The sequence below is a fragment of the Janthinobacterium sp. GL_088 genome (genome assembly GCF_057837845.1).
Genome location: NZ_CM174453.1, coordinates 6,390,661 through 6,416,065 on the forward strand (window position 1 = coordinate 6,390,661; position 25,405 = coordinate 6,416,065).

At 61.8% G+C, this 25,405-nt stretch carries 23 protein-coding genes; 4 read left to right on the plus strand and 19 right to left on the minus strand.

Annotated elements, in window-relative coordinates; all coding sequences use genetic code 11:
• Nucleotides 1-68: 68 nt before the first annotated feature.
• The 7 genes from AC3IQ7_RS28635 to queA form a co-directional block, all read right to left on the minus strand.
• Nucleotides 69-770 carry a helix-turn-helix transcriptional regulator gene (locus AC3IQ7_RS28635; protein ID WP_199534200.1) on the minus strand — a complete coding sequence of 234 codons (702 nt, stop codon included), beginning with the start codon at nucleotides 768-770 and terminating at the stop codon, nucleotides 69-71.
• Nucleotides 767-1,516 carry a hypothetical protein gene (locus AC3IQ7_RS28640; protein WP_489207998.1) on the minus strand — a complete coding sequence of 250 codons (750 nt, stop codon included), beginning with the start codon at nucleotides 1,514-1,516 and terminating at the stop codon, nucleotides 767-769. Before AC3IQ7_RS28640 ends, AC3IQ7_RS28635 begins: the two co-directional genes overlap by 4 nt.
• Before the next feature lie 74 nt (nucleotides 1,517-1,590).
• Nucleotides 1,591-2,613 carry a protein translocase subunit SecF gene (secF, locus tag AC3IQ7_RS28645; protein ID WP_099376224.1) on the minus strand — a complete coding sequence of 341 codons (1,023 nt, stop codon included), beginning with the start codon at nucleotides 2,611-2,613 and terminating at the stop codon, nucleotides 1,591-1,593.
• An 89-nt stretch (nucleotides 2,614-2,702) separates the two neighbouring features.
• The gene (secD, locus tag AC3IQ7_RS28650) at nucleotides 2,703-4,568 is read right to left on the minus strand and encodes a protein translocase subunit SecD (protein ID WP_489207999.1); all 1,866 of its coding nucleotides are present in this window, start codon (nucleotides 4,566-4,568) and stop codon (nucleotides 2,703-2,705) included.
• 97 nt (nucleotides 4,569-4,665) lie between these two features.
• Entirely contained in the window at nucleotides 4,666-4,998 is a 333-nt protein-coding gene (yajC, locus tag AC3IQ7_RS28655; RefSeq protein WP_034778948.1) for a preprotein translocase subunit YajC, read from the minus strand.
• Between the two features lie 196 nt (nucleotides 4,999-5,194).
• On the minus strand, nucleotides 5,195-6,334 hold the full coding sequence (gene tgt / locus AC3IQ7_RS28660) for a tRNA guanosine(34) transglycosylase Tgt (RefSeq protein WP_034745502.1): 1,140 nt from the start codon (nucleotides 6,332-6,334) through the stop codon (nucleotides 5,195-5,197).
• A 1-nt stretch (nucleotide 6,335) separates the two neighbouring features.
• Entirely contained in the window at nucleotides 6,336-7,391 is a 1,056-nt protein-coding gene (queA, locus tag AC3IQ7_RS28665; protein ID WP_099376222.1) for a tRNA preQ1(34) S-adenosylmethionine ribosyltransferase-isomerase QueA, read from the minus strand.
• 199 nt (nucleotides 7,392-7,590) lie between these two features.
• Between queA and recG the strand changes: the two genes are divergently transcribed.
• Nucleotides 7,591-9,693, plus strand: coding sequence for an ATP-dependent DNA helicase RecG (recG, locus tag AC3IQ7_RS28670; protein WP_489208000.1), 2,103 nt, complete (start codon nucleotides 7,591-7,593; stop codon nucleotides 9,691-9,693).
• A gap of 13 nt (nucleotides 9,694-9,706) precedes the next feature.
• Here recG and AC3IQ7_RS28675 read toward each other — a convergent pair whose 3' ends face one another.
• From AC3IQ7_RS28675 to AC3IQ7_RS28720, 10 genes are all read right to left on the minus strand, one after another.
• Complete coding sequence (locus AC3IQ7_RS28675) at nucleotides 9,707-9,832, minus strand: hypothetical protein (protein ID WP_322425850.1); 126 nt, start codon at nucleotides 9,830-9,832, stop codon at nucleotides 9,707-9,709.
• On the minus strand, nucleotides 9,832-11,046 hold the full coding sequence (locus tag AC3IQ7_RS28680) for an MFS transporter (protein ID WP_081922621.1): 1,215 nt from the start codon (nucleotides 11,044-11,046) through the stop codon (nucleotides 9,832-9,834). Before AC3IQ7_RS28680 ends, AC3IQ7_RS28675 begins: the two co-directional genes overlap by 1 nt.
• Nucleotides 11,043-12,047, minus strand: coding sequence for a Gfo/Idh/MocA family protein (locus tag AC3IQ7_RS28685; RefSeq protein WP_489208001.1), 1,005 nt, complete (start codon nucleotides 12,045-12,047; stop codon nucleotides 11,043-11,045). The genes AC3IQ7_RS28680 and AC3IQ7_RS28685 overlap by 4 nt, the downstream gene beginning before the upstream one ends.
• 1 nt (nucleotide 12,048) lies before the next feature.
• Nucleotides 12,049-12,867 (minus strand): DUF3025 domain-containing protein, encoded by an 819-nt coding sequence (locus AC3IQ7_RS28690; RefSeq protein WP_099376218.1) that lies wholly within the window; start codon nucleotides 12,865-12,867, stop codon nucleotides 12,049-12,051.
• Nucleotides 12,868-12,874: 7 nt separating this feature from the next.
• A complete protein-coding gene (pyrC, locus tag AC3IQ7_RS28695; RefSeq protein ID WP_322425846.1) occupies nucleotides 12,875-13,927 on the minus strand; it encodes a dihydroorotase in 1,053 nt (350 codons plus the stop codon).
• Between the two features lie 157 nt (nucleotides 13,928-14,084).
• On the minus strand, nucleotides 14,085-14,810 hold the full coding sequence (locus tag AC3IQ7_RS28700) for an amino acid ABC transporter ATP-binding protein (protein ID WP_099376217.1): 726 nt from the start codon (nucleotides 14,808-14,810) through the stop codon (nucleotides 14,085-14,087).
• Nucleotides 14,811-14,829: 19 nt separating this feature from the next.
• Complete coding sequence (locus AC3IQ7_RS28705; RefSeq protein ID WP_099376216.1) at nucleotides 14,830-15,522, minus strand: amino acid ABC transporter permease; 693 nt, start codon at nucleotides 15,520-15,522, stop codon at nucleotides 14,830-14,832.
• A gap of 1 nt (nucleotide 15,523) precedes the next feature.
• The gene (locus AC3IQ7_RS28710; protein WP_058051014.1) at nucleotides 15,524-16,273 is read right to left on the minus strand and encodes an amino acid ABC transporter permease; all 750 of its coding nucleotides are present in this window, start codon (nucleotides 16,271-16,273) and stop codon (nucleotides 15,524-15,526) included.
• A 101-nt stretch (nucleotides 16,274-16,374) separates the two neighbouring features.
• Complete coding sequence (locus tag AC3IQ7_RS28715; protein WP_099376215.1) at nucleotides 16,375-17,331, minus strand: amino acid ABC transporter substrate-binding protein; 957 nt, start codon at nucleotides 17,329-17,331, stop codon at nucleotides 16,375-16,377.
• Between the two features lie 195 nt (nucleotides 17,332-17,526).
• Nucleotides 17,527-19,377 (minus strand): ABCB family ABC transporter ATP-binding protein/permease, encoded by a 1,851-nt coding sequence (locus AC3IQ7_RS28720; protein WP_322425845.1) that lies wholly within the window; start codon nucleotides 19,375-19,377, stop codon nucleotides 17,527-17,529.
• Nucleotides 19,378-19,513: 136 nt separating this feature from the next.
• Between AC3IQ7_RS28720 and AC3IQ7_RS28725 the strand changes: the two genes are divergently transcribed.
• Together AC3IQ7_RS28725 and AC3IQ7_RS28730 are read left to right on the plus strand one after the other, a co-directional pair.
• Nucleotides 19,514-19,879, plus strand: coding sequence for an acyl-CoA thioesterase (locus AC3IQ7_RS28725; protein WP_223278886.1), 366 nt, complete (start codon nucleotides 19,514-19,516; stop codon nucleotides 19,877-19,879).
• A gap of 36 nt (nucleotides 19,880-19,915) precedes the next feature.
• Nucleotides 19,916-21,508: an alkaline phosphatase D family protein gene (locus AC3IQ7_RS28730; protein WP_489208002.1), complete on the plus strand. Its 1,593-nt coding sequence runs from the start codon at nucleotides 19,916-19,918 to the stop codon at nucleotides 21,506-21,508.
• Here AC3IQ7_RS28730 and AC3IQ7_RS28735 read toward each other — a convergent pair.
• Entirely contained in the window at nucleotides 21,505-22,347 is an 843-nt protein-coding gene (locus tag AC3IQ7_RS28735) for a LytTR family DNA-binding domain-containing protein (protein ID WP_489208003.1), read from the minus strand. The two genes, AC3IQ7_RS28730 and AC3IQ7_RS28735, sit on opposite strands and share 4 nt — an antisense overlap.
• Before the next feature lie 182 nt (nucleotides 22,348-22,529).
• Here AC3IQ7_RS28735 and AC3IQ7_RS28740 point away from each other — a divergent pair, with 182 nt between their 5' ends.
• On the plus strand, nucleotides 22,530-23,702 hold the full coding sequence (locus AC3IQ7_RS28740) for an acyltransferase family protein (RefSeq protein WP_489208004.1): 1,173 nt from the start codon (nucleotides 22,530-22,532) through the stop codon (nucleotides 23,700-23,702).
• On the opposite strand, the gene AC3IQ7_RS28745 is transcribed toward AC3IQ7_RS28740, so the two are convergent.
• Nucleotides 23,699-25,381 carry a long-chain-fatty-acid--CoA ligase gene (locus AC3IQ7_RS28745; RefSeq protein WP_489208005.1) on the minus strand — a complete coding sequence of 561 codons (1,683 nt, stop codon included), beginning with the start codon at nucleotides 25,379-25,381 and terminating at the stop codon, nucleotides 23,699-23,701. The genes AC3IQ7_RS28740 and AC3IQ7_RS28745 overlap by 4 nt on opposite strands.
• Nucleotides 25,382-25,405 lie beyond the last annotated feature (24 nt).

Consider the following 25,405-nt stretch of genomic DNA (forward strand, 5'->3'; position numbering starts at 1 on the left):
TGGCTCCGGTGAGTGAAGAAGCCACCATCGTAGTCGCCGTTACTGACAGTTTTTGTCAGGAGCGAATATCAGGATTCCGGATCAATCTCGTGCGCCTTGCGCCAGGCATCGAGCAGCACATGGCGCCGCGTGGGATAGCGCTCCTCATGCTGCTGCACGCTGGCGATGCGGTCGATGCGGAAATGCCGGTAATCGCCGCGCAGCTCGCACCAGGCGGCCAGCAGGCGCTTGCCTTCGAAAAAGGCCAGGGCAAACGGCCACACCGTGCGCGAGGTGGCGCTGCCATGCTCATCCTGATAGGCGAGCGTGATTTTCTGTTCGTAGCGGATCGCCTCGCGCACGGGCTGCACGTAGCGGTCGGCAGCCTGCGTGCCATCGGCGGGGCGCCCCAGCGGCACCCACAAGCTGGTCTCGGCCATGCTGTCGCGCAGGTCGCGCGGCGAGGCGGCCGCGATCTTGGCCAGGGCATTGCTGGCCGCCTGCGCCAGGCCCGCATCACCTTGCCGGCGCACCCAGCGCGCGCCCAGCACCAGCGCTTCCAGTTCATCGGCGCCAAACATCAGCGGCGGCAAGAAGGCGCCACGGCGCAGCACATAGCCGATGCCCGCCTCCCCCTGCAGGGGCGCGCCCAGTTCGGCCAAGGTCTGGATATCGCGGTAAATCGTGCGTTCGGAGACACCCAGCTGCTGCGCCAGCTGGGCCGCCGTGACGGGCACGCGCCTTGCGCGCATGGCGTCCATCAACAGGAACAAACGGCCGCTGCGGCTCATGGACAGGCCTGCAAAGCTTGGTCACCCATGACGAGAGCCGACAGGGCCGGCACGTACACGTAGCCATCGGGTAGTATGCGCGCCGCGCGCGTCCCCTCTTCCACGCCGCCGATGCCGTAGCAGCGCTGCAGGCGGGCGGCGGCGGGCCACCAGTAAATGGCCGCCTCCTGGTCGGGAAAGCGCTGGCGCACGCTCTCGGCCTGCGCCGCCACTTGCCGGAAATCGCGGTAAAAGGCGGGAGAAAAGCCCAGCTGCGCGGCAAACGCCGCTTCCAGCGCCGCCGTCTCTGCCAATTGAGCTGCCAGCGCTTGCGTTTCACTGTCCAGGTCCTCGGCCGCCACGCCCGCCTCATGCAGGCTGCGGCGCATCTGCTCCTGGTTCGCCTGCGCGCGCAGGAAAGCCGACTCCTGCAGCGCCAGCACGGCGTCGGCCGCAATGTGCTTGCGGCGTGCGGCCGGGAAGACATACAGGGCGCAGCTGCCCGCGCACACGGTGTCGACGGCGATATCGAGCCGCAGTTGGCGCACCAGGCGGCCCAGCTGCATCGCCGCCTGCGCATCGCCGCCGTCGCTATTCACGCGCAACAGCCTGGTGCCCGGCGTGGCCAGCCGCCGCAGCTTGTCCACGTCGCCCTCGGCGACCGGCCCGCGCATGGCGATGCTGTCACTGCCAGTGCGGCTGAAATCAGCGGCGCCGGCCAACGCCGTCACACCCGCCATCACACCTGCCCATAAAAAACGCTTCATCATCATCCGCCATAAAAAAAACGACCACCGCAAACGGTGATCGTTCTTCATTCGACCTGCAAAAAAACCTGCGCTTACACCACGGCGCCGTCGGTTTCGTCTTTTTCCTTGACCGGCTTGATCAAGTCTTCGCGCTTGACGCCCAGCCACATGGCGATCGAGGCCGCGACGAACACGGACGAGTAAATACCGAAGCAGATACCGATGGTCAGCGCCAGTGCGAAATGGTGCAGGGTCTGGCCGCCGAAGACCAGCATCGACAGCACCATCATCTGGGTGGAACCGTGGGTGATGATGGTACGCGAAATGGTGCTGGTGATCGCGCTGTCGATCACTTCATGCACGGTCGCCTTGCGCTGCTTGCGGAAGTTTTCGCGGATACGGTCAAAGATCACCACCGATTCGTTGACCGAGTAGCCGAGCACCGCCAGGATCGCCGCCAGCACCGTCAGCGAGAATTCCCACTGGAAGAAGGCGAAGAAGCCCAGGATGATCACCACGTCATGCAAGTTGGCGATAATGGCCGAGACAGCGTATTTCCACTCGAAGCGGATGGCCAGGTAGATCATCACGCCCAGAATCACCATCACCAGCGCGTTCAAGCCGTTCTGCTTCAGTTCCTCGCCCACTTGCGGGCCGACGAATTCGACTTTCTGCAAGACGACCGATTCGCTACCGGCCGCGTCCATGCAGGCGCTCTTGATGACGTGCTCGCCCTTTTCGGTGACGGTATCGACGCCCTTGGTCGTGCCTTGCTCGGCCTTGCACAAGGCTTCAAACACGCGTTGCGAGGTGTTCGCGGCGCTGACGCCCTTTTCCACCGGCAGGCGGATCATGACGTCGCGCGCCGTATCGAAGCTGGTCACGCCCGGCTCTTCATAACCCAGGCCGATCAAGGTGCCGCGTATGCCTTCAAGGTTGGCCGCTTTCGGGTACTTCACCTCCATCACGGTGCCGCCCTTGAATTCCACGGACAGGTGCAAGCCCTTGTGGAACAGGAAGAAGACGGCGGCAAGGAAGGTCACGGCCGAAATGACGTTGAAAATCAACGCATGGCGCATGAAGGGAATATCTTTTTTGATCCGGAAAAATTCCATGAAATCCTCTGAGTTCTATTCTGTGCGTCCGGCGGCTGTGCCACCGGACGCTATCGCTGTTGACGCTATTGGGTGAGTCGGGGCGTCGCTTATTTGCTGGTGCCCGGCACCCACACCGTACCGATCGACAAGGTCGTCAGCTTTTTCTTGCGGCCATACCAGAGGTTGACCACGCCGCGCGACACGAACACGGAGGAGAACATCGAGGTCAGGATACCCAGGCAATGCACGACAGCGAAGCCGCGCACGGGACCGCTGCCGAAGGCCAGCAGTGCCAGGCCGACGATCAGGGTGGTCACGTTCGAGTCGAGAATCGTGGCCCAGGCGCGGTCGAAGCCGGCGGCGATCGCCGCTTGCGGCGTATTGCCAGCGCGCAGCTCTTCACGGATACGTTCATTGATCAGCACGTTTGCGTCAATCGCCATGCCCAGCGCCAGCGCGATAGCGGCGATACCTGGCAGTGTCAGCGTCACCTGGATCATCGACAGCAAGGCGATCAGCAACAGCAAGTTGGCGGCCAGGGCCAGCACGCTGAAGGCGCCGAACAGCATGTAGTAGGCGATCATGAAGATGGCGATGGCGATGAAGCCATACAGGGTCGAGTGGAAGCCCTTGGCGATGTTTTCCGCGCCCAGCTGCGGTCCGATCGTGCGTTCTTCGATGACGGTCATCGGTGCGGACAGGGCGCCCGAGCGCAGCAGCAGCGCCAATTCATTCGCGTTTTCCGCGCCGCCCATGCCGGTGATCTGGAAGCGCGAACCGAGCTCCTGCTGGATGGTGGCAACCGACAGCACTTCCGGCTTGCCCTTTTCAAACAGCACGATGGCCATGCGCTTGCCGACGCGTTCGCGCGTCGCTTCGCGCATCTTGCGTCCGCCGTCGCCGTTCAGGTCGATCGACACGGCCGCTTGCTGGTTCTGGTCGAAGCTGGCCGTGGCGCTGGAGATATAGTCGCCCGTCAGGATCACGTCTTTCGCCAGCACAACAGGGACGCCCTTGCCGACGGTGAACAGTTCAGAGTTGAACGGGATGGCGCTCGACAGTTCCGTGCCAGGCACGATGGTTTCATCGACCAGGCGCACTTCCAGGGTCGCCGTGCGGCCGATGATGGCTTTCGCGCGGGCCACGTCCTGCACGCCAGGCAATTGCACCACGATGCGGTCAGGGCCTTGCTGCTGGATCAGCGGCTCGGCCACGCCCAGCTCGTTGACGCGCTTGGACAGGGTGGAAATATTCTGTTTCACACCTTCATCGATGGTGGCTTTCAGGGCCGCCGGTTTCAGGGTGATGTTCAGTTTCAAATCGCTGCCTTCGCCCGCATCGGCAAACGCCAGCTCCGTCATCTGGTCGGACAACACATTCTTTGCCTTCAGGCGCGTATCGGCGTCGCGGAAGTTGATCTGCACGCTGTCGCCCACGCGCTCGATACCGGCGTGGCGGATATTCTTGTCGCGCAACACGCTACGCGCGGCGGACTGGACGCCCTGGACTTTCTTGTTCAGTACTGCTTTCGCATCGACCTGCATCAGGAAGTGCACGCCACCGCGCAAGTCCAGGCCCAGGAACATGGGCAAGGCATGCAGCTTTTGCATCCACATCGGCGTATTGGCTTGCAGGTTGACAGTCACGATGTACGCGGGATCGGTGGAATCGGGATTGAGGTCCTTTTCCAGCACCAGTTTCGCCTTGAACTGGGTATCGGGATCGGCGAAACGCACGCGCACGGAGGCGAGGTTGCCGGCGCCATCCATGGTGACACCTTCCGACTTGACGTTTTCTTTCGTCAATATTTGCTCGACTTGCGTCATCAGATCGCCCGTCACTTTGACGGTCGACTTGCCGCTGGTTACTTGCAGCGCCGGTGATTCACCGAAATAATTGGGCGCCGTATAAAGTGCGCCCAGCAATAAGGCGACGACGATGATGATGTATTTCCAGGCAGGATAGCGATTCATAGTGATTCAGCGTTCAGTGTTGAGCGTCGGAGGCGTCCCGAGGGGCGGCGGATAGCCGCCCCGGGTCTATCATTGCCGAGGCAATGACAGCGAGGAATTACAGTGCCTTCAGGGTGCCTTTAGGCAGCAAGGTGGTAATGGAGCTCTTTTGCACCGTGACTTCGGTGCCGGTCGCCACTTCGATGGTGACGTAAGCGTCCACTACCTTGACAACACGGCCCAGCATGCCGCCGGCGGTGACGACTTCGTCACCCTTGGCCAGCGCGTCCATCATCGCCCGTTGTTCTTTGGCGCGTTTTTGCTGTGGGCGGATCATCAGGAAATACATGACCACGAACATCAATACCAGCGGCAGGAAGCTGGTCAGGTTGCCGCCGAGGCCCAGGGCTTCGGTTGGGGCTTGCGCATAAGCGTTGGAAATGAAAAACACGGTGACTCCAGTTCTAATCAGTTTGAAAAAATAGCGCTGTATTCTAGCATTGGCTATACGTCATAACCCGAATTGCAGCCATGGCAACTTTAAATGGGGCTAAAAAAGCATTATGCAATGCTTTATCGCCCCAGTCCAAGCACCAATACACAAAACTTCCGGCCATACTGCCGCCGGGACGCAAGCTAAGGTTTTCTTAAGTTCCGCGTGCGCGTTCCGCGTGGAATTGCAAGGTAAATGCATGGAAACGGTCTTCGTCCAGCGCCTCGCGCATCTGGCGCATCAAGTCCAGGTAGTAATGCAGGTTATGGATGGTATTCAGGCGCGCGCCAAGGATTTCCTTGGAGCGGTGCAGATGGTGCAGGTAGGCGCGCGAGAAATTGCGGCAGGCGTAGCAACTGCAGGTCTCGTCCAGCGGCGCCTGGTCTTCCTTGTACTTGGCGTTCTTGATCTTGATGTCGCCAAAACGGGTAAACAGCCAGCCATTGCGGGCGTTACGCGTCGGCATCACGCAATCGAACATGTCGATACCGTTCGACACGCCCGCCACCAGGTCTTCCGGCGTGCCCACGCCCATCAGGTAATGGGGCTTGTTGGCCGGCAGGCGCGGGCCAACGTGGGCCAGCATGCGCATCATGTCTTCCTTCGGTTCGCCGACGGACAGGCCGCCGATGGCGATGCCGGGGAAATCGATCTCTTCGAGCTTGGCCAGCGACTCGTCGCGCAGCATTTCGAACATGCCGCCCTGCACGATGCCGAACAGCGCATTCGGATTCTCGCCACGGTGGAACTCGTCCTTCGAGCGCTGTGCCCAGCGCAAGGACATGCGCATGGACTTGGCCGCTTCCTCGATGGTAGCCGGGCGGCCCTGGATTTCGTACGGCGTGCATTCGTCGAACTGCATGACGATGTCGGAATTCAAGACGCGCTGCACCTGCATCGACACTTCCGGCGAGAGGAACAGTTTATCGCCGTTGATCGGCGAATTGAAATGCACGCCCTCTTCCGTGATCTTGCGCATGGCGCCCAGCGAAAACACCTGGAAGCCACCCGAATCCGTCAGAATCGGCTTGTTCCAGCCCATGAAGCCATGCAAGCCGCCGAATTTTTCCATGACGGTGTTGCCAGGACGCAACCACAGGTGAAACGTGTTGCCCAAAATGATCTGCGCGTCGATCTCGTTGAGTTCCAGCGGCGACATGGCTTTTACGGAGCCGTAAGTGCCCACTGGCATGAAGATCGGCGTCTGCACGACACCATGGTTGAGTTTCAAGGTGCCGCGGCGTGCCTTGGTCAGGCCGCTCGTGTCGGTCTTGAGTAATGTAAATTCCAGCATGTCAGTCTTTCACGGGAGTATCAAGGTTCAACGGAGCGCGCGATTGCGTGGTGAGCAGCATCGCGTCGCCATAGCTGAAGAAACGGTAGTTCTGCGCGATCGCATGCGCGTAGGCACTGCGGATCGGCTCATAACCGGCAAAGGCCGACACCAGCATCAGCAGGGTCGACTTCGGCAAATGGAAGTTGGTGATCAAACGCGTCACCGTTTTAAACGCATAGCCGGGCGTGATGAACAGGGCCGTATCGGCGCTGCCCGCCACCAGCTGGCCGCTTTGCGAGGCCGATTCCAGCGCGCGCAAGCTGGTCGTGCCGACGGCGACCACGTCGCGCCCGGCAAGTTGGGCGGCGCGCACGGCGTCGACGGTTTCCTGCGGCATGGTGTACCACTCGGTGTGCATCTTGTGTTCGGCCAGCACTTCCGTGCGCACGGGCTGAAAGGTGCCCGCACCCACGTGCAGGGTCACATAGGCAAAGTTGACGCCCTTGGCCTTCAATTGATCGAGCAGGGCCTGGTCGAAATGCAGGCCGGCCGTCGGCGCGGCGACGGCGCCGGGCACCTTGTTGAACACGGTCTGGTAGCGCGTCTCGTCGAATTCGTCCGCATCGTGCTCGATGTACGGCGGCAGCGGCAAGCGGCCATGCGCCTCGATCAGCTCGAACACGTCGGCCTCGAAGTGCAAGGTAAAGAATTCGCCGGCGCGCTGGCCCACCGTCACATCGAAGGCATCGGCCAGGCGGATGCGGCAGCCGGGCGGCGGCGACTTCGACGCGCGCACCTGGGCCAGCACGGTGCGCTCATCGAGTACGCGCTCGACGAGCGCCTCGATCTTGCCGCCGCTTTCCTTGACGCCGAAGAAACGCGCTTTCAGTACGCGGGTATCGTTCATCACCAGCAGGTCCCCCGCCTGCAACAGCCCGACGATGTCGGCAAAGCTGCGGTCAACCAGGGCGTCGCCGTCCAGATGCAACAGGCGCGAGGCGCTGCGCTCGGCCAACGGAGTTTGCGCAATGTTTTCTTGCGGCAAATTAAAATCGAAATCGGAAAGCGAATACATGCGTTTTGCTTCAAAAGTACGTCAAAAATGATTAGGAGTGCGCAATGGAACATCTGGCACTATACTGTGCGCCTATACAGGCATTACAATAATCCGCCGCAACAATTTACAACTGCGGTACGCACAGGGTGTGCCGGACAACCCTCTATTTTACGCTAGCGGCATAAAAACCTGCGCTAATGGCACTAAAACCTTGCATATGCCCGATCCAACGCCCGATCTTCCACCCGTAGCCAGGCCGGCCGCGAAGCCGAAAGCCGTCAAAAAAGTGGTCAGCACGGAAAGCCGGCTGGCCAAACTCGGCTTGCGCACGGATATGGACCTGGTGCTGCACCTGCCGATGCGCTACGAGGACGAAACCAAGGTCTACACGATACGCGACGCCTGCCTGCGCGGCGGCGAATCGTGGCAAGTCGAGGGCATCGTCACCAAATGCGAAGTCAATTTCAAGCCGCGCAAGCAATTGCTGGTGACGATCGCCGACGAAACGGGCAATTTGCTGCTGCGCTTCATGAATTTTTATGGCAGCCAGGTCAAGCAGCTGGCCGAAGGCACGCGCGTGCGTGCGCGCGCCGAACTCAAACACGGCTTTTTCGGCGCCGAGATGGTGCACCCGACGTATAAGGTGGTCAACGAAGGCGCGCCGCTGCCCACGGCCCTCACGCCCGTATATCCATCGGGCGAAGGCCTGTCGCAGCACGTGCTGCGGCGCGAGATCGCCGACGCCATGCGCCGCACCGACTGGCAGGACACTTTGCCGGACGAGCTGCTGCGCGAGATGCAGCTGTCGCCTTTCCGCGCCGCCGTGCACCTGCTGCACTATCCGCCGCAGGACATCGATGAAAGCGCGCTGATGGACCGCTCGCACCCGGCCTGGGTGCGCATGAAGTTCGATGAGCTGCTGGCGCAGCAACTGTCGCTGAAACGCGCCCAGCGCGCGCGCCGCTCGAAAGGTGCCGCATCGCTGCCCATCGTCGGGACTTTATCGAATGCCTTCGGTGCCGCCCTGCCCTTCAAGCTGACGGGCGCGCAGGCGCGCGTGCTCGAGGAAATCCGCGCCGACCTGCACCAGCCGTATCCGATGCAGCGATTGCTGCAAGGCGACGTCGGCAGCGGCAAGACGGTCGTCGCCGCCCTGTCGGCCACGCAGGCCATCGACAGCGGCTACCAGGCAGCGTTGATGGCGCCCACGGAGATTCTGGCGGAGCAGCACTTCCGCAAGATCGCCGCCTGGATGGAGCCGCTGGGCGTGAAGGTGGCCTGGCTGACGGGCAGTCTGAAGAAAAAGGAAAAGACGGCGGCGCTGGCCCTGATCGAATCAGGTGAAGCGCAGCTGGTGATCGGCACGCATGCACTGATCCAGGATAATGTGCTGTTCGCGAAACTGGGCCTGGTCATCGTCGACGAGCAGCACCGCTTCGGCGTGGGCCAGCGCCTGACCTTGCGCAACAAGGGCGATAGCGCGGCCGTGCCGCACCAGCTGATGATGTCCGCCACGCCGATCCCGCGCACCCTGGCCATGACATATTACGCCGACCTGGAAGTGTCGGTGATCGACGAGCTGCCGCCCGGCCGCAGTCCCATCGTCACGCGCGCCGTCGACCAGAACCGCCGCGATGAAGTCATCGCCCGCGTGTATGCTGCCGCGCTGGAAGGCCGGCAGGTCTACTGGGTCTGCCCGCTGATCGAGGAATCGGAAGCACTGCAGCTGCAGACGGCCACCGACACCTACATGATGCTGGCCGAGGCTTTGCCCGCGCTGCAGGTGGGCCTCGTGCACGGCCGCCTGAAACCGGCGGAAAAGCAGGAAGTGATGGATGCCTTCATCGCCGGCCTTATCCACGTGCTGGTGGCCACCACCGTGATCGAGGTGGGCGTCGACGTGCCGAACGCCTCGCTGATGGTGATCGAACACGCCGAGCGTTTTGGCTTGTCCCAGCTGCACCAGCTGCGCGGCCGCGTGGGCCGCGGCACGGCGGCCAGCGTCTGCCTGCTGCTGTACCAGGGTCCCTTGGGCGGCGTGGCGCGCCAGCGTTTGATGACCATGCGCGAGACGACGGACGGTTTTGAAATCGCGCGCCGCGACCTGGAAATCCGCGGCCCCGGGGAATTTCTCGGCGCGCGCCAGTCCGGCCAGGCCATGCTGCGCTTCGCCGACCTGGAAACGGATCAATGGTTAGTAGACCAGGCCCGCGACGTGGCGCACGATTTGCTGCACGCCACCACGACGGCCGCAGCGGCCACCGTGGAAGCGCACCTGGCGCGCTGGCTCGGTGGGAAAGAGGAATTTTTAAAAGTGTAGGACCGGATGCCTGCTACATGCACATCCAGAAGCGGTTCGCCAGGTCGAGCATGAAGTCGGGGCGCAGATAGGCCAGGAAGACACTGGCCAGCAGCACGGCGCCAGCCAGGCGCCACAGCCATGTGCGCCAGCTGGCCATTACGCGGCCACCGCCACGCGCTTGACGGCACGCTCGTCGATGGGCAGATTGATCAGCGCGGCCAGCAAGCCCAGGCCGATGGTGATCATCCACACGATGTGGTAACTGCCTTGGTGCTCGTACAGATAGCCACCCAGCCAGGCACCGAGGAAACTGCCCACCTGGTGCGAGAAGAACACCATCCCGGCCAGCATCGACAAATGCTTCACGCCGAAGATGCCGGCGATGATGCCGTTCGTCAGCGGCACGGTCGACAGCCACAGCACACCCATGCCTGCGGCGAACAGGTACACGGACCACGCCGACAATGGCGCCAGCAGGAACACGGTGATGACCACGGCGCGCGTCACGTAGATGGCCGACAGCAGGTAGCGCTTGGCGATCTTGCCACCGAGTTTGCCCGCGTAGTAGGAGCCGACGATGTTGAACAGGCCAATCAGGGCCAGCGCCGTGACGGCGATATTCGGATTCATCAGGCCCTGGTCCTTCAGGTAGGCCGGCAAGTGCACGCCGATGAAGACGAGCTGGAAACCGCAGACAAAATACCCTGCCAGCAGCAGCCAGAACGACCGGCTGGCGATGGCTTCGCTGAAGGCGGCGCCAACGCTTTGCTGCGGCCCGCTGGCGTGCGAGACGGGCGGCTCGCGCAGGTAGAAGGCCATCGGGATCATGGCCAGCAGCACCAGTGCTGCCAGCACATAAAAGGCGTTTTGCCAGCCCACGGCGGAGATCAGCTGCTGCTCCACCGGCATCATGAGGAACTGGCCGAACGAGCCGGCCGCCGACGAGATGCCGAAGGCCCACGAGCGCTGCTCGGGCGGCGCGCTGCGGCCGATGATGCCGCTGATGGCGCCAAAGGCCGTGCAGGCCAGCGCCAGGCCGATGAAGATGCCGGAACCGACGATGAACAGGGTGGGCTGCGTCACGAGCGCCATCCACACGAGGCCCGCCATGTAGCTGATGGCGCCGACGATGACGACGCGCATGGTGCCGAAACGGTCGGCCGCCATGCCTGCGAACGGGCCGAAGACGCCCCACATCAGGTTTTGCATGGCCAGCGCCAGCGAATACGTTTCGCGCGTCCAGCCATTCGCTTGCGAGATCGGCTGCATCCAGAAGCCCAGGCCGTGGCGCACGCCCATCGCCAGGGTCAGGACGACGCCGCTGGCGATGAGGACAGTTTTCAGGCTGGGACGGGATGAGTGCAATGTCATGGTGTTCCTGCTGACGCCTGGTCGGCTTGGTAGACGAGGCCGATCTGGCCACGCATGGTGTCAAGGTTGTGCATCAGCGCCACGCTGTCTGCGTGCGGCATGACGGGACTTTCCAGCAGGCCGGCGCGGATGCAGCGCATCGCTTCGATCGCCTCGTGCGCGTAGCCATTGCCCAGGTGCGGCGCGGCGACAACGCGGCGCGCGCCATCCATCGTTTCGACGATCAGCTGATCGGGCTTGTAGAAACGGCTGGGCAGGCGGATGCGTCCCAGGCTGCCGGAAATGGTCATTTCCGTCGGCGTCTGCGCGCGCAGGCTGCAGGCGCAGGACGAGGTGCCGCCGCCGGCGTGCAGCAGCGAAAACACGACCTGCTCATCGACACCGGTGGCGCCCATCTCGGCCAGCGCCTGCACCTGCGTTACGGGGCCGAGGAAGAAGGCCGCCATCGACAGCGGATAAATGCCCACGTCGAGCAGCGCGCCGCCGCCGAGTGCGGGATTGAACATGCGGTGCTCGGGCGGGAAATTGGCGACAAAGCCGATATCGGCCTGCACCTGCTGCGGCACGCCGATCTCGCCGCTGGCGATGATGCGTTTGGCCTCCTGCACGGCGGGCAGGAAACGGCTCCACATGGCTTCCATCAAAAACAGTTTTTTGTCGCGTGCCAGATCGACCACGGCCTGCGCTTCGCGCGCATTCATGGTGAACGGTTTTTCGCACACGACGTGCTTGCCGGCGGCCAGGCACAGCAAGGCATTTTCGGCATGCAGGGTGTGCGGCGTGGCGATGTAGATCACGTCCACGTCCGGGTCCATGGCCAGCGCCTGGTAGGAACCGTGGCAACGCCCGATGTCGAATTCGGCGCCGAAAGCCTGTGCGCCAGCCTCGCTGCGCGAAGCGACTGCCACCAGTTGCGCACCGGGCGCATCGCGCAAGCCATTGGCCATCGCGCGGGCGATCTTGCCGGTGCCGAGGATGCCCCAGCGGACGGTATTTTCCATGCTATTGATCTCTTTCTGCGCCAGCCACTTTGCGCTTCGGGCGGAACACCGCCGCGTCATTGTAAAAATCGTCGTCCTGGCCTTCGCACCAGCCGGGCAAACCCAGCACGGGCAGCGGCGTGAAGTCCGCCGTAGTGAGACCTTGCTGCGCCAGGTCTTGCGCCACCCTCTCGTCGAGCCAGGCGCGGCGTGCCGCATCGTCCAGGGTGAAATAGGCGTCGCCGGCGAAGATCACGCGCGTATGCGCCGTGATGGCCTTGCGCGGCGCTACCAGTTTTTCCATCAGCGCGTGGCCGAACAACCAGACCTCGGCGTCACCGTCCGCGCCAAATTTATCGCGCTGCGCAATGAACACGCTGCGCCAGTCGTGCCCGCGCAAGGCCGTTTCCAGTGCGCGCCCCGCGTCGCTGTCGCGCAGCACCAGCAAGGCGGAATTTTCGTCAAAAATCGTCGCGCCATCGCGCGCGGGACCGCGCGATTTACCGACGCCGGACAGGGCTATCTGCGCCGCCTGCAGCGCATTCAATTGACGCTTGATCCGCGGGAAGGTGAGCCACACGAGCGCATTGAAAAAATCGTGCAGATTGTCGCGCGTGGGCACGCCGCCCGTCGCGCCGATGAACTCCTCGTACGCCACGCCTTCGGGCAGGTCCGCTTGCGGCACGAAGGCCAGCGGCAAGCCGGTGGGATTGCGCAAGTCCAGCGCCCGCGCCCGTCCGTTCAGCGCGGCAATCACCGTGTCGCGCTGCAGGTCCAGCTGCCGTCGCGCCGGCAGCACCGTGGCAAACCAGGGGCGGGTCCAGTCTATCGATGGCAGCATGGAGTAATTACACCATTTTCCAGTTGATCTGCTCGCCCGCGTTGAGCGGAATCACATGGCTGTCGCCCAGCGGCAGCGAGGCCGGCAAGGTCCAGCTTTCGCGCTTCAAGGTGATGGTGTCCGTGTTGCGCGCCACGCCGTAGAAGGCCGGGCCGTGGAAGCTGGCGAACGCCTCCAGTTTATCGAGCGCGCCGGCCCGTTCGAACGCTTCCGCATACATTTCCATCGCGTGCAGGGCCGTGTAGCAACCGGCGCAGCCGCAGGCCATTTCCTTGGCGCCCTGCGCGTGCGGCGCAGAATCGGTGCCGAGGAAGAAACGCTCGTCACCGCTGGCGGCGGCCGTCATCAGTGCCAGGCGGTGCTCTTCACGCTTCAGGATGGGCAGGCAGTAGTAATGGGGGCGGATGCCGCCCTTGAAAATCTCGTTGCGGTTGTACAGCAGATGATGCGCCGTGATGGTGGCGGCGATCGGGCCCTCCGCTTCGGCCACGTACTGCGCCGCATCCTTGGTGGTGATGTGTTCGAACACGACAGACAGGGCCGGGAAGGCGCTGCGCAGCGGACGCATCACGCGCTCGATGAAGACGGCTTCGCGGTCGAAAATGTCGATTTCCGGGTCCGTCACTTCGCCGTGCACGAGAAAGGGCATGCCCACTTCCTGCATCACTTCGAGCACCTTGTAGCAATTCTTCAAATCCGTCACGCCCAGGTCGGAATTCGTCGTGGCGCCGGCCGGATACAATTTGACGGCTTGCACGATGCCGCTATCCTGCGCGCGGCGGATTTCGTCGGGCGAAGTGTTGTTCGTCAGGTACAGCACCATCAGCGGATCGAAGTTCACGCCTTGCGGCACGGCGGCCAGGATGCGCTCGCGGTAGGCGCTAGCATCGGCCGTGGTGGTGACGGGCGGCTTCAGGTTCGGCATGACGATGGCGCGGCCGAACTGGCGCGCGCTGTGTGGCAGCACGCTGGCCATGACGGCGCCGTCGCGCAGGTGCAAATGCCAGTCATCCGGACGGGTGATGGTGATGGAGGCTGGGGTGTGATCGAGTGTGGACATGGCGGCTGCTCTCAGGCGGTCATTGCGAATAGCCCCATTTTACCAGCCGCGGGGCTGCCTTAGCGGCCAGGGTGCCTGAGGAAAACCGGGCGCAAGCGTACTGTGAACGCAGAAACGGCCGGTGAAGGCCGGCCGCTTTTATCGAGAAAACCTGGGATCAGTGAATGATCTTCGCCAGGAAATCGCGCGCGCGGTCCGAGCGCGTCGTGTTGAAGAAGTCATCCTTGCTGCAATCTTCGATGATCTTGCCCTGGTCCATGAAGACGATGCGGTTGGCCACGCGCTTGGCAAAGCCCATTTCGTGGGTGACGACCATCATCGTCATGCCTTCCTGCGCCAGGCCCACCATCACGTCGAGCACTTCGTTGATCATTTCCGGATCGAGCGCCGATGTCGGCTCGTCGAACAGCATGGCGATCGGATCCATCGACAGCGCGCGGGCGATCGCCACACGCTGCTGCTGGCCGCCCGACAGCTGGCCCGGGAACTTGTCCTGTTGCGACAGCAAGCCCACTCGGTCAAGGTATTTCAAGCCCTTGGCATTGGCTTCGTCGGCGCTGCGGCCCAGTACCTTGATCTGGCCGATGGTCAGGTTTTCGCGGATCGACAGATGCGGAAACAGCTCGAAATTCTGGAACACCATGCCGATGCGCGCGCGCAGTTTCGACAAATTCGTTTTCGGATCGTTGACGCTGATGCCGTCGACGATGATCTGACCCTGCTGGATCGGCTCGAGGCCGTTGACGGTCTTGATCAGGGTCGACTTGCCGGAGCCGGACGGGCCACAAATGACCATCACGTCACCCTTGGCGACCTTGGTGGTGCAGTCGGTCAGTACCTGGAACTGGCCATACCATTTGCTGACGTTATTGAGTTCAATCATCTTGTTCTTTCTTTTACGGTTAGCGAATGATGGCGACGCGTTTCTGCAGGCGTTTTACCAGGAACGACAAGGCATAGCACAGCACGAAATACACGACGGCGACAAACACGTACATCTCCACCAGGCGGCCGTCGCGCTGGGCGATCTTCGAGGCGGCGCCGACGAAATCGGGGATCGACAGCACGTACACGAGCGACACGTCCTGGAACAGCACGATGGTTTGCGTCAGCAGCACGGGAATCATGTTGCGGAACGCTTGCGGCAGCACGATGCTGCCCATGGTTTGCCGGTAGTTCATGCCCAGCGCCTGGCCCGCCCACACCTGGCCACGCGGGATCGACTGTATGCCGCTGCGCATGATCTCGCAATAGTAGGCCGCCTCGAACATGATGAAGGTGATCAGCGCGGAAGAAAACGCGCCCACTTTCACGGGTTCATCGGCGCCGATGATCCAGGCGGCGATGTACGGTACCAGGAAGTAGAACCAGAAGATCACCAGCACCAGCGGGATCGAGCGTATCAGGTTGACGTAGCTCGACGCCACGCCCGAAACGATGCGGTTGCCGGACAGGCGCATCAGCGCCAGCAGGGTGCCCAGCACGATGCCGCCGACCATGGCCAGCGCCGTCAGTTTCAGGGTAAACACCATGCCGGTCTGGAACAGGTAGACCCACGAGCGGGAGATGACATCGAAGTCGAAATTACCGAACATATCAATGTCCTCCCGTCTTGGCGCCGGCGACGATGAAGCCCGGAATGGCGACCTTTTTCTCGATCAGGTGCATCAGCACCACCACCAGCAGATTGACGACGACGTAGATGATGGTGGCGGCCGAAAACGCCTCGAATACCTGAAACGAGAATTCCTGGATGGCGCGCGCGCTGGCCGTCAGTTCGATCAGGCCGATGGTCAGCGCCACGGAACTGTTCTTGATGATGTTCAAAAATTCGCTGGTCAGCGGCGGCATGATGACGCGCGCGGCCATCGGCAGCAAAATGAAGCGGTAGGTTTGCGGCAGGGTCAGGCCCAGCGCCGTGCCGGCCAGTTTCTGCCCGCGCGGCAGTGCCTCGATACCCGTCGTGACCTGCACCGCCACGCGCGAGGAAGTAAAGAATCCCAGGCACAGCACGGCCGTGACGAACGGCGCATTCGGCAGCGACTTGACCCAGGCGCCCAGGTCAGGCGGCAGCAGTTCCGGCATGACGAAATACCAGAGGAACATCTGCACCAGCAGCGGCACGTTGCGGAACAATTCGACGTAGGCATTGGCCACGCCCACAAGCCATTTGTTCGGCAAGGTGCGGATGGTGCCGATCACCAGGCCCAATATCAGCGCCATGATCCACGCCGCACCGGCCGTGGCCAGGGTCCAGATCAGGCCGGACCACAGGGTGTCCATATACGTGCCCACGCCATCGGGAGAAATCTCCCAGAAAATGCGCCAATTCCAGTTGTAATTCATGATCATCCTTCGCATGCAGCCCGAGGATGGCGGCCAGCCGGCCACCCATCCCGTAAATTAAAACGGGAGGCTTGCGCCCCCCGATTTGTTACGCACTCTTGTTACTTTTTCCGTTTGTCCGAGGTCTTCTGCGCTTCCGGTACGGCCGCATACGCAGCCGGGTCGCCCGAATCGGTCGGATTCGTGAAGACGGCCTTCAATTGCGGCGGCATGGGGAATTTCAGGTTGATGTTTTTCGGTGGGATCGGCGAGGTAAACCATTTCGCGTAGATGCGGTTGATGTCGTCGCTCTTGTACAGGCGGATCAGGGCGTCATCGACCACTTTCTTGAAGGCTGGATCGCCCTTGCGCAGCATGATGCCGTACGGCTCGACGGACAGCGCTTCCTTGGTGATTTCGTAGTCGTTCGGGTTCTTCGAGTTGGCCACTTGCGAGGCCAGCAGGATATCGTCGTTGGCTTCGGCCACCGCGCGGCCCGTTTCCAGCATCAGGAACGATTCGGGATGATCCTTGCCGACGGCAATCGTCATGCCCAGGTTTTTTTCCTTGTTCAGGATGGTCATCTGCTTGATGGTCGACGTGCCGGCCGTGGCGACCAGGGTCTTGCCGCGCAAGTCTTCCAGGGTCTTGATGTTCGAGGATTTTTTCGACAGCACACGGTTGCCGATAACGAACATGGTCGGGGCGAATGCCACCTGCTGCTGGCGCTCCAGGTTGTTCGTCGTCGAACCGCATTCGAGATCGATGGTGCCGTTGGCCATCAGCGGGATGCGGTTGGCCGAGGTGACGGGGCTCATCACCACTTTCAGTTCGCTCAGGCCCAGGTGCTTTTGCAGGGCCGTGACGACTTTCATGCACAGGTCGATCGAATAACCCTGGTATTGCTGCTTGTCATCGAGATAGGAGAAGGGCACGGAGCCGTCGCGCACACCGAGGGTGACGGAACCGGCTTTCTTGATCTTGGCCAAGGTGCCGGTCAATTCCTGAGCCTGGACTGGCGACATGCTGCTGATGACACCGACGCTGAGCAGCGTGGCGAAGATTTTGGTCAATTTCATAAATTCTCCTGGGCGGACAAACCGGATGGACTCCGAACGAAACAACTGTGGTGCAGACGCCACCAATGGAATTAATTTTATTTCATTTTCAGCGCCGGACCAGCCGTTTTCTGCGATTGCCCGCAAATAGGCGCTATACGCGCGCCTGAACCGGCGCGGCTGTAGCATTTTTCCTACTGATTTCACATTCCCGATTTATTTTGCCGGTGCCAGCCCCGCCAACTCGTCCTCTTGCGCCTCGTCGTCCATATTTGCCTGCTGGCGTTGCCACATCTGCGCGTACAGGCCATCGAGCGCCAGCAATTGCGGATGCGTGCCCCGTTCGACGATGCGGCCATGGTCGAGCACCAGGATTTGCTGGGCGTCGGCCACCGTCGACAAACGGTGCGCAATCACCAGGGTGGTGCGGTTTTTGGCAATGTCCTTCAGCTGCGACTGGATCGCCTGCTCGGCCTTCGAATCGAGCGCCGAGGTGGCTTCGTCGAAGATCAGGATGGCAGGGTCTTTCAGCAAGGTGCGGGCAATCGCCACACGCTGCTTTTCGCCGCCCGACAGTTTCAAGCCCCGCTCGCCCACCATGGAACTGTAGCCATCTGGCAAGCTTTCAATAAAATCATGGATCGACGCCGCTTTGGCCGCCGCCACGATGGCGTCCTTGGTGGCGCCCGGCTTGCCGTAGGCGATGTTGTATTCGATGGTGTCGTTGAACAGCACCGTATCCTGCGGCACGATGCCGATGGCCGCGCGCAGGGAATCCTGCGTGATGGCCCGCAAGTCCTGGCCATCGATGGTGATGCCGCCGCCATCGACTTCATAGAAGCGGAACAGCAAGCGCGACAGGGTCGACTTGCCCGAGCCGCTGTGACCCACCACGGCCGTCGTGGTGCCGGCGGGAATCTGGAAATCCACGTCGAACAGGATTTGCCGCTTGGCTTCGTAGCTGAAATTCACGTGGTCAAAACGCACGGCTGCGCCCCGCGTGACGAGCGGTTTTGCTTCCGGCGTATCGGCGATTTCGCGGTTCTCGTTCAGCAAGGAAAACAGGCGTTCCATGTCGGCCAGGCTTTGCTTGATTTCGCGGTAGATGACGCCCAGGAAATTGAGGGGAATATACAGCTGGATCATGAAGGCGTTCACCAGCACCAGGTCGCCCAGGGTCATCGTGCCGGCGATCACGCCCACCGTGGCGCGCCACAGGATCAGGGTGACGGCCGTGGCGATGATCAGGGACTGGCCCGTATTGAGCAGGGACAAGGAAGTCTGCGATTTCACGGCCGCCGATTCATAGCGCTGCAAGCCTTCGTCGTAGCGCTTCGCCTCGTAATCCTCGTTGCCGAAATATTTCACGGTTTCATAGTTGATCAGCGAATCGATGGCCTTGGTATTCGCTTTTGAATCGAGGTCATTCATGGTCCGGCGGAAATGCGTGCGCCAGTTCGTCACCAGCACGGTAAACGCGATATACGACACGAGCGCCACCGCCGTGATCACGGTGAACCAGATGTCGTAATGCAAGACCAGGTAACCGAGCACGAGGGTGATTTCCACCAGGGTCGGCAAGATGTTGAACAGGGTATAGGAAATGAGCGAGCCGACGCTGCGCGTGCCCCGTTCGATATCGCGCGTCATGCCGCCCGTCTGGCGGTTCAAATGGAAACGCAGCGACAAGGCATGCAGGTGGCGGAACACTTGCAGGGCAATGGTGCGCACGGCCCGCTGCGTGACCCGCGCAAACAGGAATTCGCGCAATTCCGTAAACAAGGTGGTCGACAGGCGCAGCAAGCCGTACGCCACCAGCAAGCCGACGGGCAACACCAGCAGTGCTTGCGGATGGGCCGCCGTGATCGTCATGGCGTCGACGAGTTTTTTCAAGATCAGGGGCACGCCCACGTTGGCCAGCTTGGCGCCCACCAGGCATAGCAGCGCCAGCAGCACCCGCCATTTGTAGACCCACAGGTATGGCAGCAAGGTCTTGATGGTGGCGAAATCGCTGTGGCTGGCGGAGGCTGGCGAGCGGGGCGGAGGGGGAGTCTGGGAACGGCGCATGGCGAATGTCGGCTTTTTATGGTTCAATCGGGGCAATTGTAGCCTTTCATGAGAATAAAAGATGAGCACCTCCCCCGACCGTCCCGACAACTGCCTCGCCTCCGGCCTTCCCGCCGGAAAAATGCCGGAATTGCGCATGATGCCCGCACCGTCCGACGCCAATGTGTACGGCGACGTCTTCGGCGGCTGGATCATGGCGCAGGTCGATATCGCCGGTTCCCTGCCGGCCACGCGGCGCGCCAACGGCCGCGTCGCCACCATCGCCGTCAACTCCTTCGTCTTCAAAAATCCCGTCTTCGTCGGCGATCTGCTCTCCTTCTACGCCGACATCGTCAAGGTTGGCAATACCTCGATCACCGTCAATGTCGAGGTGTATGCCGAGCGCAACCGCCTGCAGGCATGCATCGTGAAAGTCACGGAAGCGACCCTGATCTATGTGGCGACGGACTCCGACCGCAAGCCGCGCAAGGTGCCGCCGATCGAGACCTTGTTGTCGTCTTGATTGTCGCAATAATCCCACGTTTTATTTTCAGACGGCATGGATAGCCAGCGCCGCATCTTCCTGCGGAGCGCCGCCCGCATCGGTGCGCTTGCCGCGGCCGGCGGCGTGCTGTCCGGTTCCAGCGCCAGCGCCGCCACGCGCCTGAACGGCGCCGGCTATCCATTTGCGCTCGGTGTCGCCTCCGGCTCGCCCTTGCCGGATGCCGTCGTGCTGTGGACGCGCATCTGCTACGACCCGCTGCACGCAGCCGCCACACCCGCCATCGCCTTGAGCGTGCGCTGGGAAGTGGCCCACGATGAAGGTTTTCGGCGCATCGCCGCCAAGGGCCAGACCACGGCTACGCCCGCCCTCGCGCATAGCGTGCACGTCGACGTGGGCGGCCTGACACCTGGGCGCTGGTACTGGTACCGCTTCATGCTGGGCGACGCCGTCAGTCCCGTGGGCCGCACGCGCACGGCACCCGAGCCCGGCGCCATGCCTGCCTCGCTGAAACTGGCCGTCGCCTCATGCCAGCACTGGGAATTCGGCGCGTATGCGGCGCACCGGCACATCGCCGCGGCCGCGCCCGACCTGGTGGCCTTCCTCGGCGACTATATCTACGAATGGGGACCGTACCAGTTGCAGCACCCAAGCCGGGCCGTGCGCACGCACGAAAGCTTTAGCCTGGCCGACTACCGCGCCCGCTACGCGCAATACAAGAGCGACCACGACTTGCAGGGCGCGCACCTGGCCGCGCCGTGGATCGTCACCTGGGACGACCATGAAGTGGCCAATGATTACGGGAATGACCGCGACGAGTTGCTCACGCCATCGTTTCTAGAACGCCGCGCGGCCGCCTACCAGGCGTTTTATGAACACATGCCGCTGCGGCTACTACCGCTGGGACGGCGGGGCTTTGTCGACATGCGCATCTACCAGCGCTATGACTGGGGCCGCCTGGCACGCTTCCACGTGCTGGATGACCGGCAATACCGCGCCCACCACGCGTGCGCCAAACCGGGCCGCGGCGGTTCGAATTCCGTCACCACGCGCAACTGCCCCGATTTGCTGAAACCGCAGCGCACGATGCTGGGCGAGGAACAGCAGCGCTGGCTGCAAGCCGGCCTCGACGACTCCCCCGCGCGCTGGAATATCCTCGCCCAGCAAACTCTGATGGCGCAATCGAGCCAGGTGCCAATTTTTCGGCCCGGCGACGAGCGCATCTGGACCGATGGCTGGGATGGCTACCCGATGGCGCGCCAGCACCTGCTCGACGCCTTGCGCAGGAGCAAGGCCAGCAATCCACTGATACTGTCAGGCGACGTGCACACCTTTTATGCCACCGAACTGAGCCGCAACGCCATGCGCCCCACCGGCAAGGATAATCCCGTGTTGGCGACCGAATTTTGCGGTACCTCAATCACCTCGAGTTCCCGCCCGCAAGCGCGCACGGAGCAGTACGTGGCGATGAACCCGCACATCCGTTACGGCCGCAGCGACAAGCGCGGCTATATGCTGATGGAAATCACGCCGGAGAAAACCACGACCCTGTTCCAGGGCCTGGAGAATGTGCGCGACGGCGCATCGAGCATCGCGACATTGGCCAGTTTTACCGTCCAGGACGGCAAGGCTGGCGTGCAACGCATCTAGCCCGTGCTTTTCAAGGCATCGCGGTAGCGCCGGCTGACGGGCACTTCACCGCCCGTGGATAGCACGGCGCGCGCATCACCCGATTCCAGCGGCACGATGCTCTGCACAAATGCAAGGTTGACGATGTAGCTGCGATGCACGCGCACAAAGCGCTTGCTGTCCAGGCGGCGCTCGATGGCGGCCATGGTCGAGCGCAGCGGGTAATCGTGGCCGCGCACGTGCAAATTCACATAATTGCCCCAGGCCTGTATCCATTCGATGTCAACGGCGGGCAACAGAAAATCCTTGCCCAGCTTGCGTACGAGGAAACGTTCCGGCTGCTGCACCGGCTCCACGGCCGGGCCTTCATCGGGTTCGCCCAGCAGGGTCGCCTCGCCTTGCCAGCGCATCAGCAGCAACTGATAGAAGCCCGTGAACAATAAAATAGAGAAGTAAGTGCGCACATCCTTGACATATTCGTACGGCAATTCACGCCACCAGTTACCGAAATCGTAATCGCTGCCAGCGCTCCAGTAAGCCAGTTTGCGCAAGGCCACCATGGCCAGCACATGCGCGAGGCTGTAGACGAGCGAGGCGGCCAGGTGCCAGCGCAGGTTCTGGCGCTGGAATACCAGGTGCAGCGGCCGCAACTGGTTGGCCAAGATCACCAGCGGTACCAGCGCCAGCAACACCAGGTTGCTGCTCCACTCCCACACGGCCACTTCCCAGAAAGGCGTAGCGAGCCCGGCACGCTGACGGTCGGTCCAGCTGATCCAGCAGTTGAGCGACGTTTGCAGCAGATACAGGACGATCCAGAAAGCTGGTTCGGCGATCTGGCGCCAGCGTTGGTATCGTTGCAACAAATCGGTGGAAGACAGGCGCATGGTGTCGGACGGTGAATTAGTTGCATGATTGTAAGGTCCCAAAGCCGTCCCGGCATCACCACTCGTCACAAACAGCCCGCAATTGGTCACTTTTCGCTGGTTCGCCCTGCGCGGCCTGCCTATGCTGGGGCCTTCCCTTACCAACGGATTCCGCGACCATGACCACCAATTCTCGCCGTTACGATATCGATGCCTTGCGCTTTCTTGTCTTCAGCCTGCTGATCTTCTACCACACGGCCATGCTGTACCTGGACGGCGCCGCCTTCCACATGAAGAGCAGTTACTTGACGGAAACATTGAACTTTCCCATGGTCTTTATCAACCGTTGGCGCATGGAAATCGTGTTCCTCATTTCCGGCGTGTCCTGCGCCATGATGACGCAAACGTCCCGAGGGGCCTTCCTCCGGCGCAGGGTCAAGCGCCTGTTGTTGCCCCTGCTGTTTGGCGTGCTCGTGGTGATACCCGTGCAGCCGTATTGCGAGGGTGTAGCGAACGGCTTGGTCGAGCCTGGCTATGGACAATTCCTGCTGCATTACTTTGGCGGCCATGCCTGGCCAGCCGACGCATTTACGGGCTGGAAAACCAGTTTTACCTGGAATCATCTGTGGTATCTCGTGTATTTGTTGCTGTACACCATTGTGCTGGTGGCGCTGCAGCCACTGCTGGCCAGGGCAAGGCCGCTGTTTACGGGGTTGCGCGGCTGGCGCCTGTTGATCCTGCCCGCCCTGCCGACGCTGGCGGCGACGGCCTTCCTGAAATTGCGCTATCCGGAAACCCATGCGCTGGTGAAGGACTGGTACGCACACGCCATCTATTTCACCATGTACCTGTATGGCTGGTGGCTGGGCAATGACAAGGGAGCGTGGCAGGAACTGGCGCGCTTGCGCTGGCATGCGCTGCTGCTGGCGCCCTGCGCGTTTGCCGTGTATCTGGGCTACGACCTGGTGTATTCGGAAAACCTGCTGACCTGGGCCTCGGCCGGCTCCTGGCCCATGCGCAACCTGTACATGTGGCTGGCCATCTGCGCCATCCTTGGCTGGTCGCACACCTTGCTGAATAAACCGTTTGCCTGGCTGCCTTGGACGCGCCAGGCCGTCTTTCCCTGGTACATATTGCACCAGAGCGCCATCGTGCTGCTGGCCTATTGGCTGGTGCCCCTGAAGCTTGGGCCAGTGGTGGAACCGCTGCTGGTACTGGCCGGCACGGTGGCGACCTGCTGGCTGGGGACGTCGCTGCTGATCAGCAAGGTGAACTGGCTGCGCCCCTGCTTCGGCTTGCCCGCCAGACCAGGGCGAAACCTGGCGGCGGACACGGCCCTGGCTGCGAACTAGGCTACCTTCTTTTCGTCGCGTAATTGACGGCGCAAGATCTTGCCGACATTGGTCTTCGGCAATTCATCGCGGAACTCGATGTACTTCGGTTTCTTGTAAGCCGTCAGCTCATGCTTGCAATGCTCGCGGATCTGTTCCACCGTCAGGTTCGGATCCTTGCGCACAACAAACACTTTCACGGCTTCGCCCGCGTTGGCATCCGGCACGCCGATGCACGCGCATTCCAGCACGCCAGGGCAGGAAGCGACCACGTCTTCCACTTCATTCGGATACACATTGAAGCCGGACACGATGATCATGTCTTTCTTGCGGTCCACGATTTTTACGTAGCCGCGCTCATCCATGACACCCACGTCGCCCGTCTTGAAGTAACCGTCGGCCGTCATCGACTTGCCCGTCTCGTCCGGACGCTGCCAGTAGCCGGCCATCACTTGCGGGCCGCGCACGGCGATCTCGCCCGGCTCGCCCAGCGGCACTTCCACGCCGTCGTCGTTCAAGATCGCCACTTCCGTCGAAGGGAAAGGCAAGCCGATGGTGCCCGTAAATTCCGTGATGTCGACGCGGTTGCCCGTCACCACGGGCGACGTTTCCGACATGCCATAGCCTTCGATCAGCGGGCAACCCGTCAGTTTCAGCCAGCGCTCGGCCACGTTGCGCTGCAAGGCCATGCCGCCGCCATTGCACACTTTGTAGCTGGAAAAATCGAGCTTGGCGAAGTCGGCATTGTTCAGCAGCGCGTTATACAAGGTATTGACGGCAGGGAAGACGACGATCTTGTGTTTGGACAATTCCTTGACGAAACCGGGGATGTCGCGCGGGTTGGGAATCAGCACGCTCATGCCGCCCAGGCGCATGCCCATCAGGGCGCTGACGGTCAGAGAATAGATGTGATAGAGGGGCAGGGCGCACATGAATCCCATCGAGGTGGCGCGCATTTCAGGCGTCATCACGGGCGACATCCACGCCTCGTTTTGCAGTACGTTGGCGATCACGTTGCGATGCAGCAACATCGCGCCCTTCGACACGCCCGTCGTGCCGCCCGTGTATTGCAGGAAGACGATATCGTCATGCCCCTGCTGCACCGGCGTCAGGCTCAGGCGTGCGCCTTCGGCCAGCATCTTGTTGAAGCTGATGGCGCCCGGCAAGGAAAACGCGGGTACCATTTTCTTGATCTTGCGCACGACGAAGTTGACGATCGTGCCTTTCAGTCCGCCCAGCAAGTCGCCCATGGTGGCGACGATCACATGCTTGACCTGGGTATGTGGCAATACCTGCTCCACCGTGGTGGCAAAGTTTTCCAGCACGATGATCGCTTCGCTGCCCGAATCGGTCAGCTGATGCTGCAATTCACGCGGCGTGTACAGCGGGTTCACGTTTACCACCGTATAGCCGGCGCGCAAAATTGCCGCCATGGCCACCGGATACTGCAGCACGTTTGGCAGCATGATCGCCACGCGCGCGCCTGCTTGCAGGCCCTTGCTTTGCAGCCAGGCGCCCATCTGCTGCGACAACTGGTCCAGCTCGCGGTAGGTGAGGAATTTATCCATGCACACGAAAGCATTGCGGTCCGAATATTTCTGGAACGACTCTTCCAGCAAATGCGTGACGGAACGGTATTGCGTGCAATCAATCTCTGCAGGAACGCTGTCCGGGTACGACTTCAACCAAATCTTGTCCATCTCGCCTCATCTTTATCTGTAAAA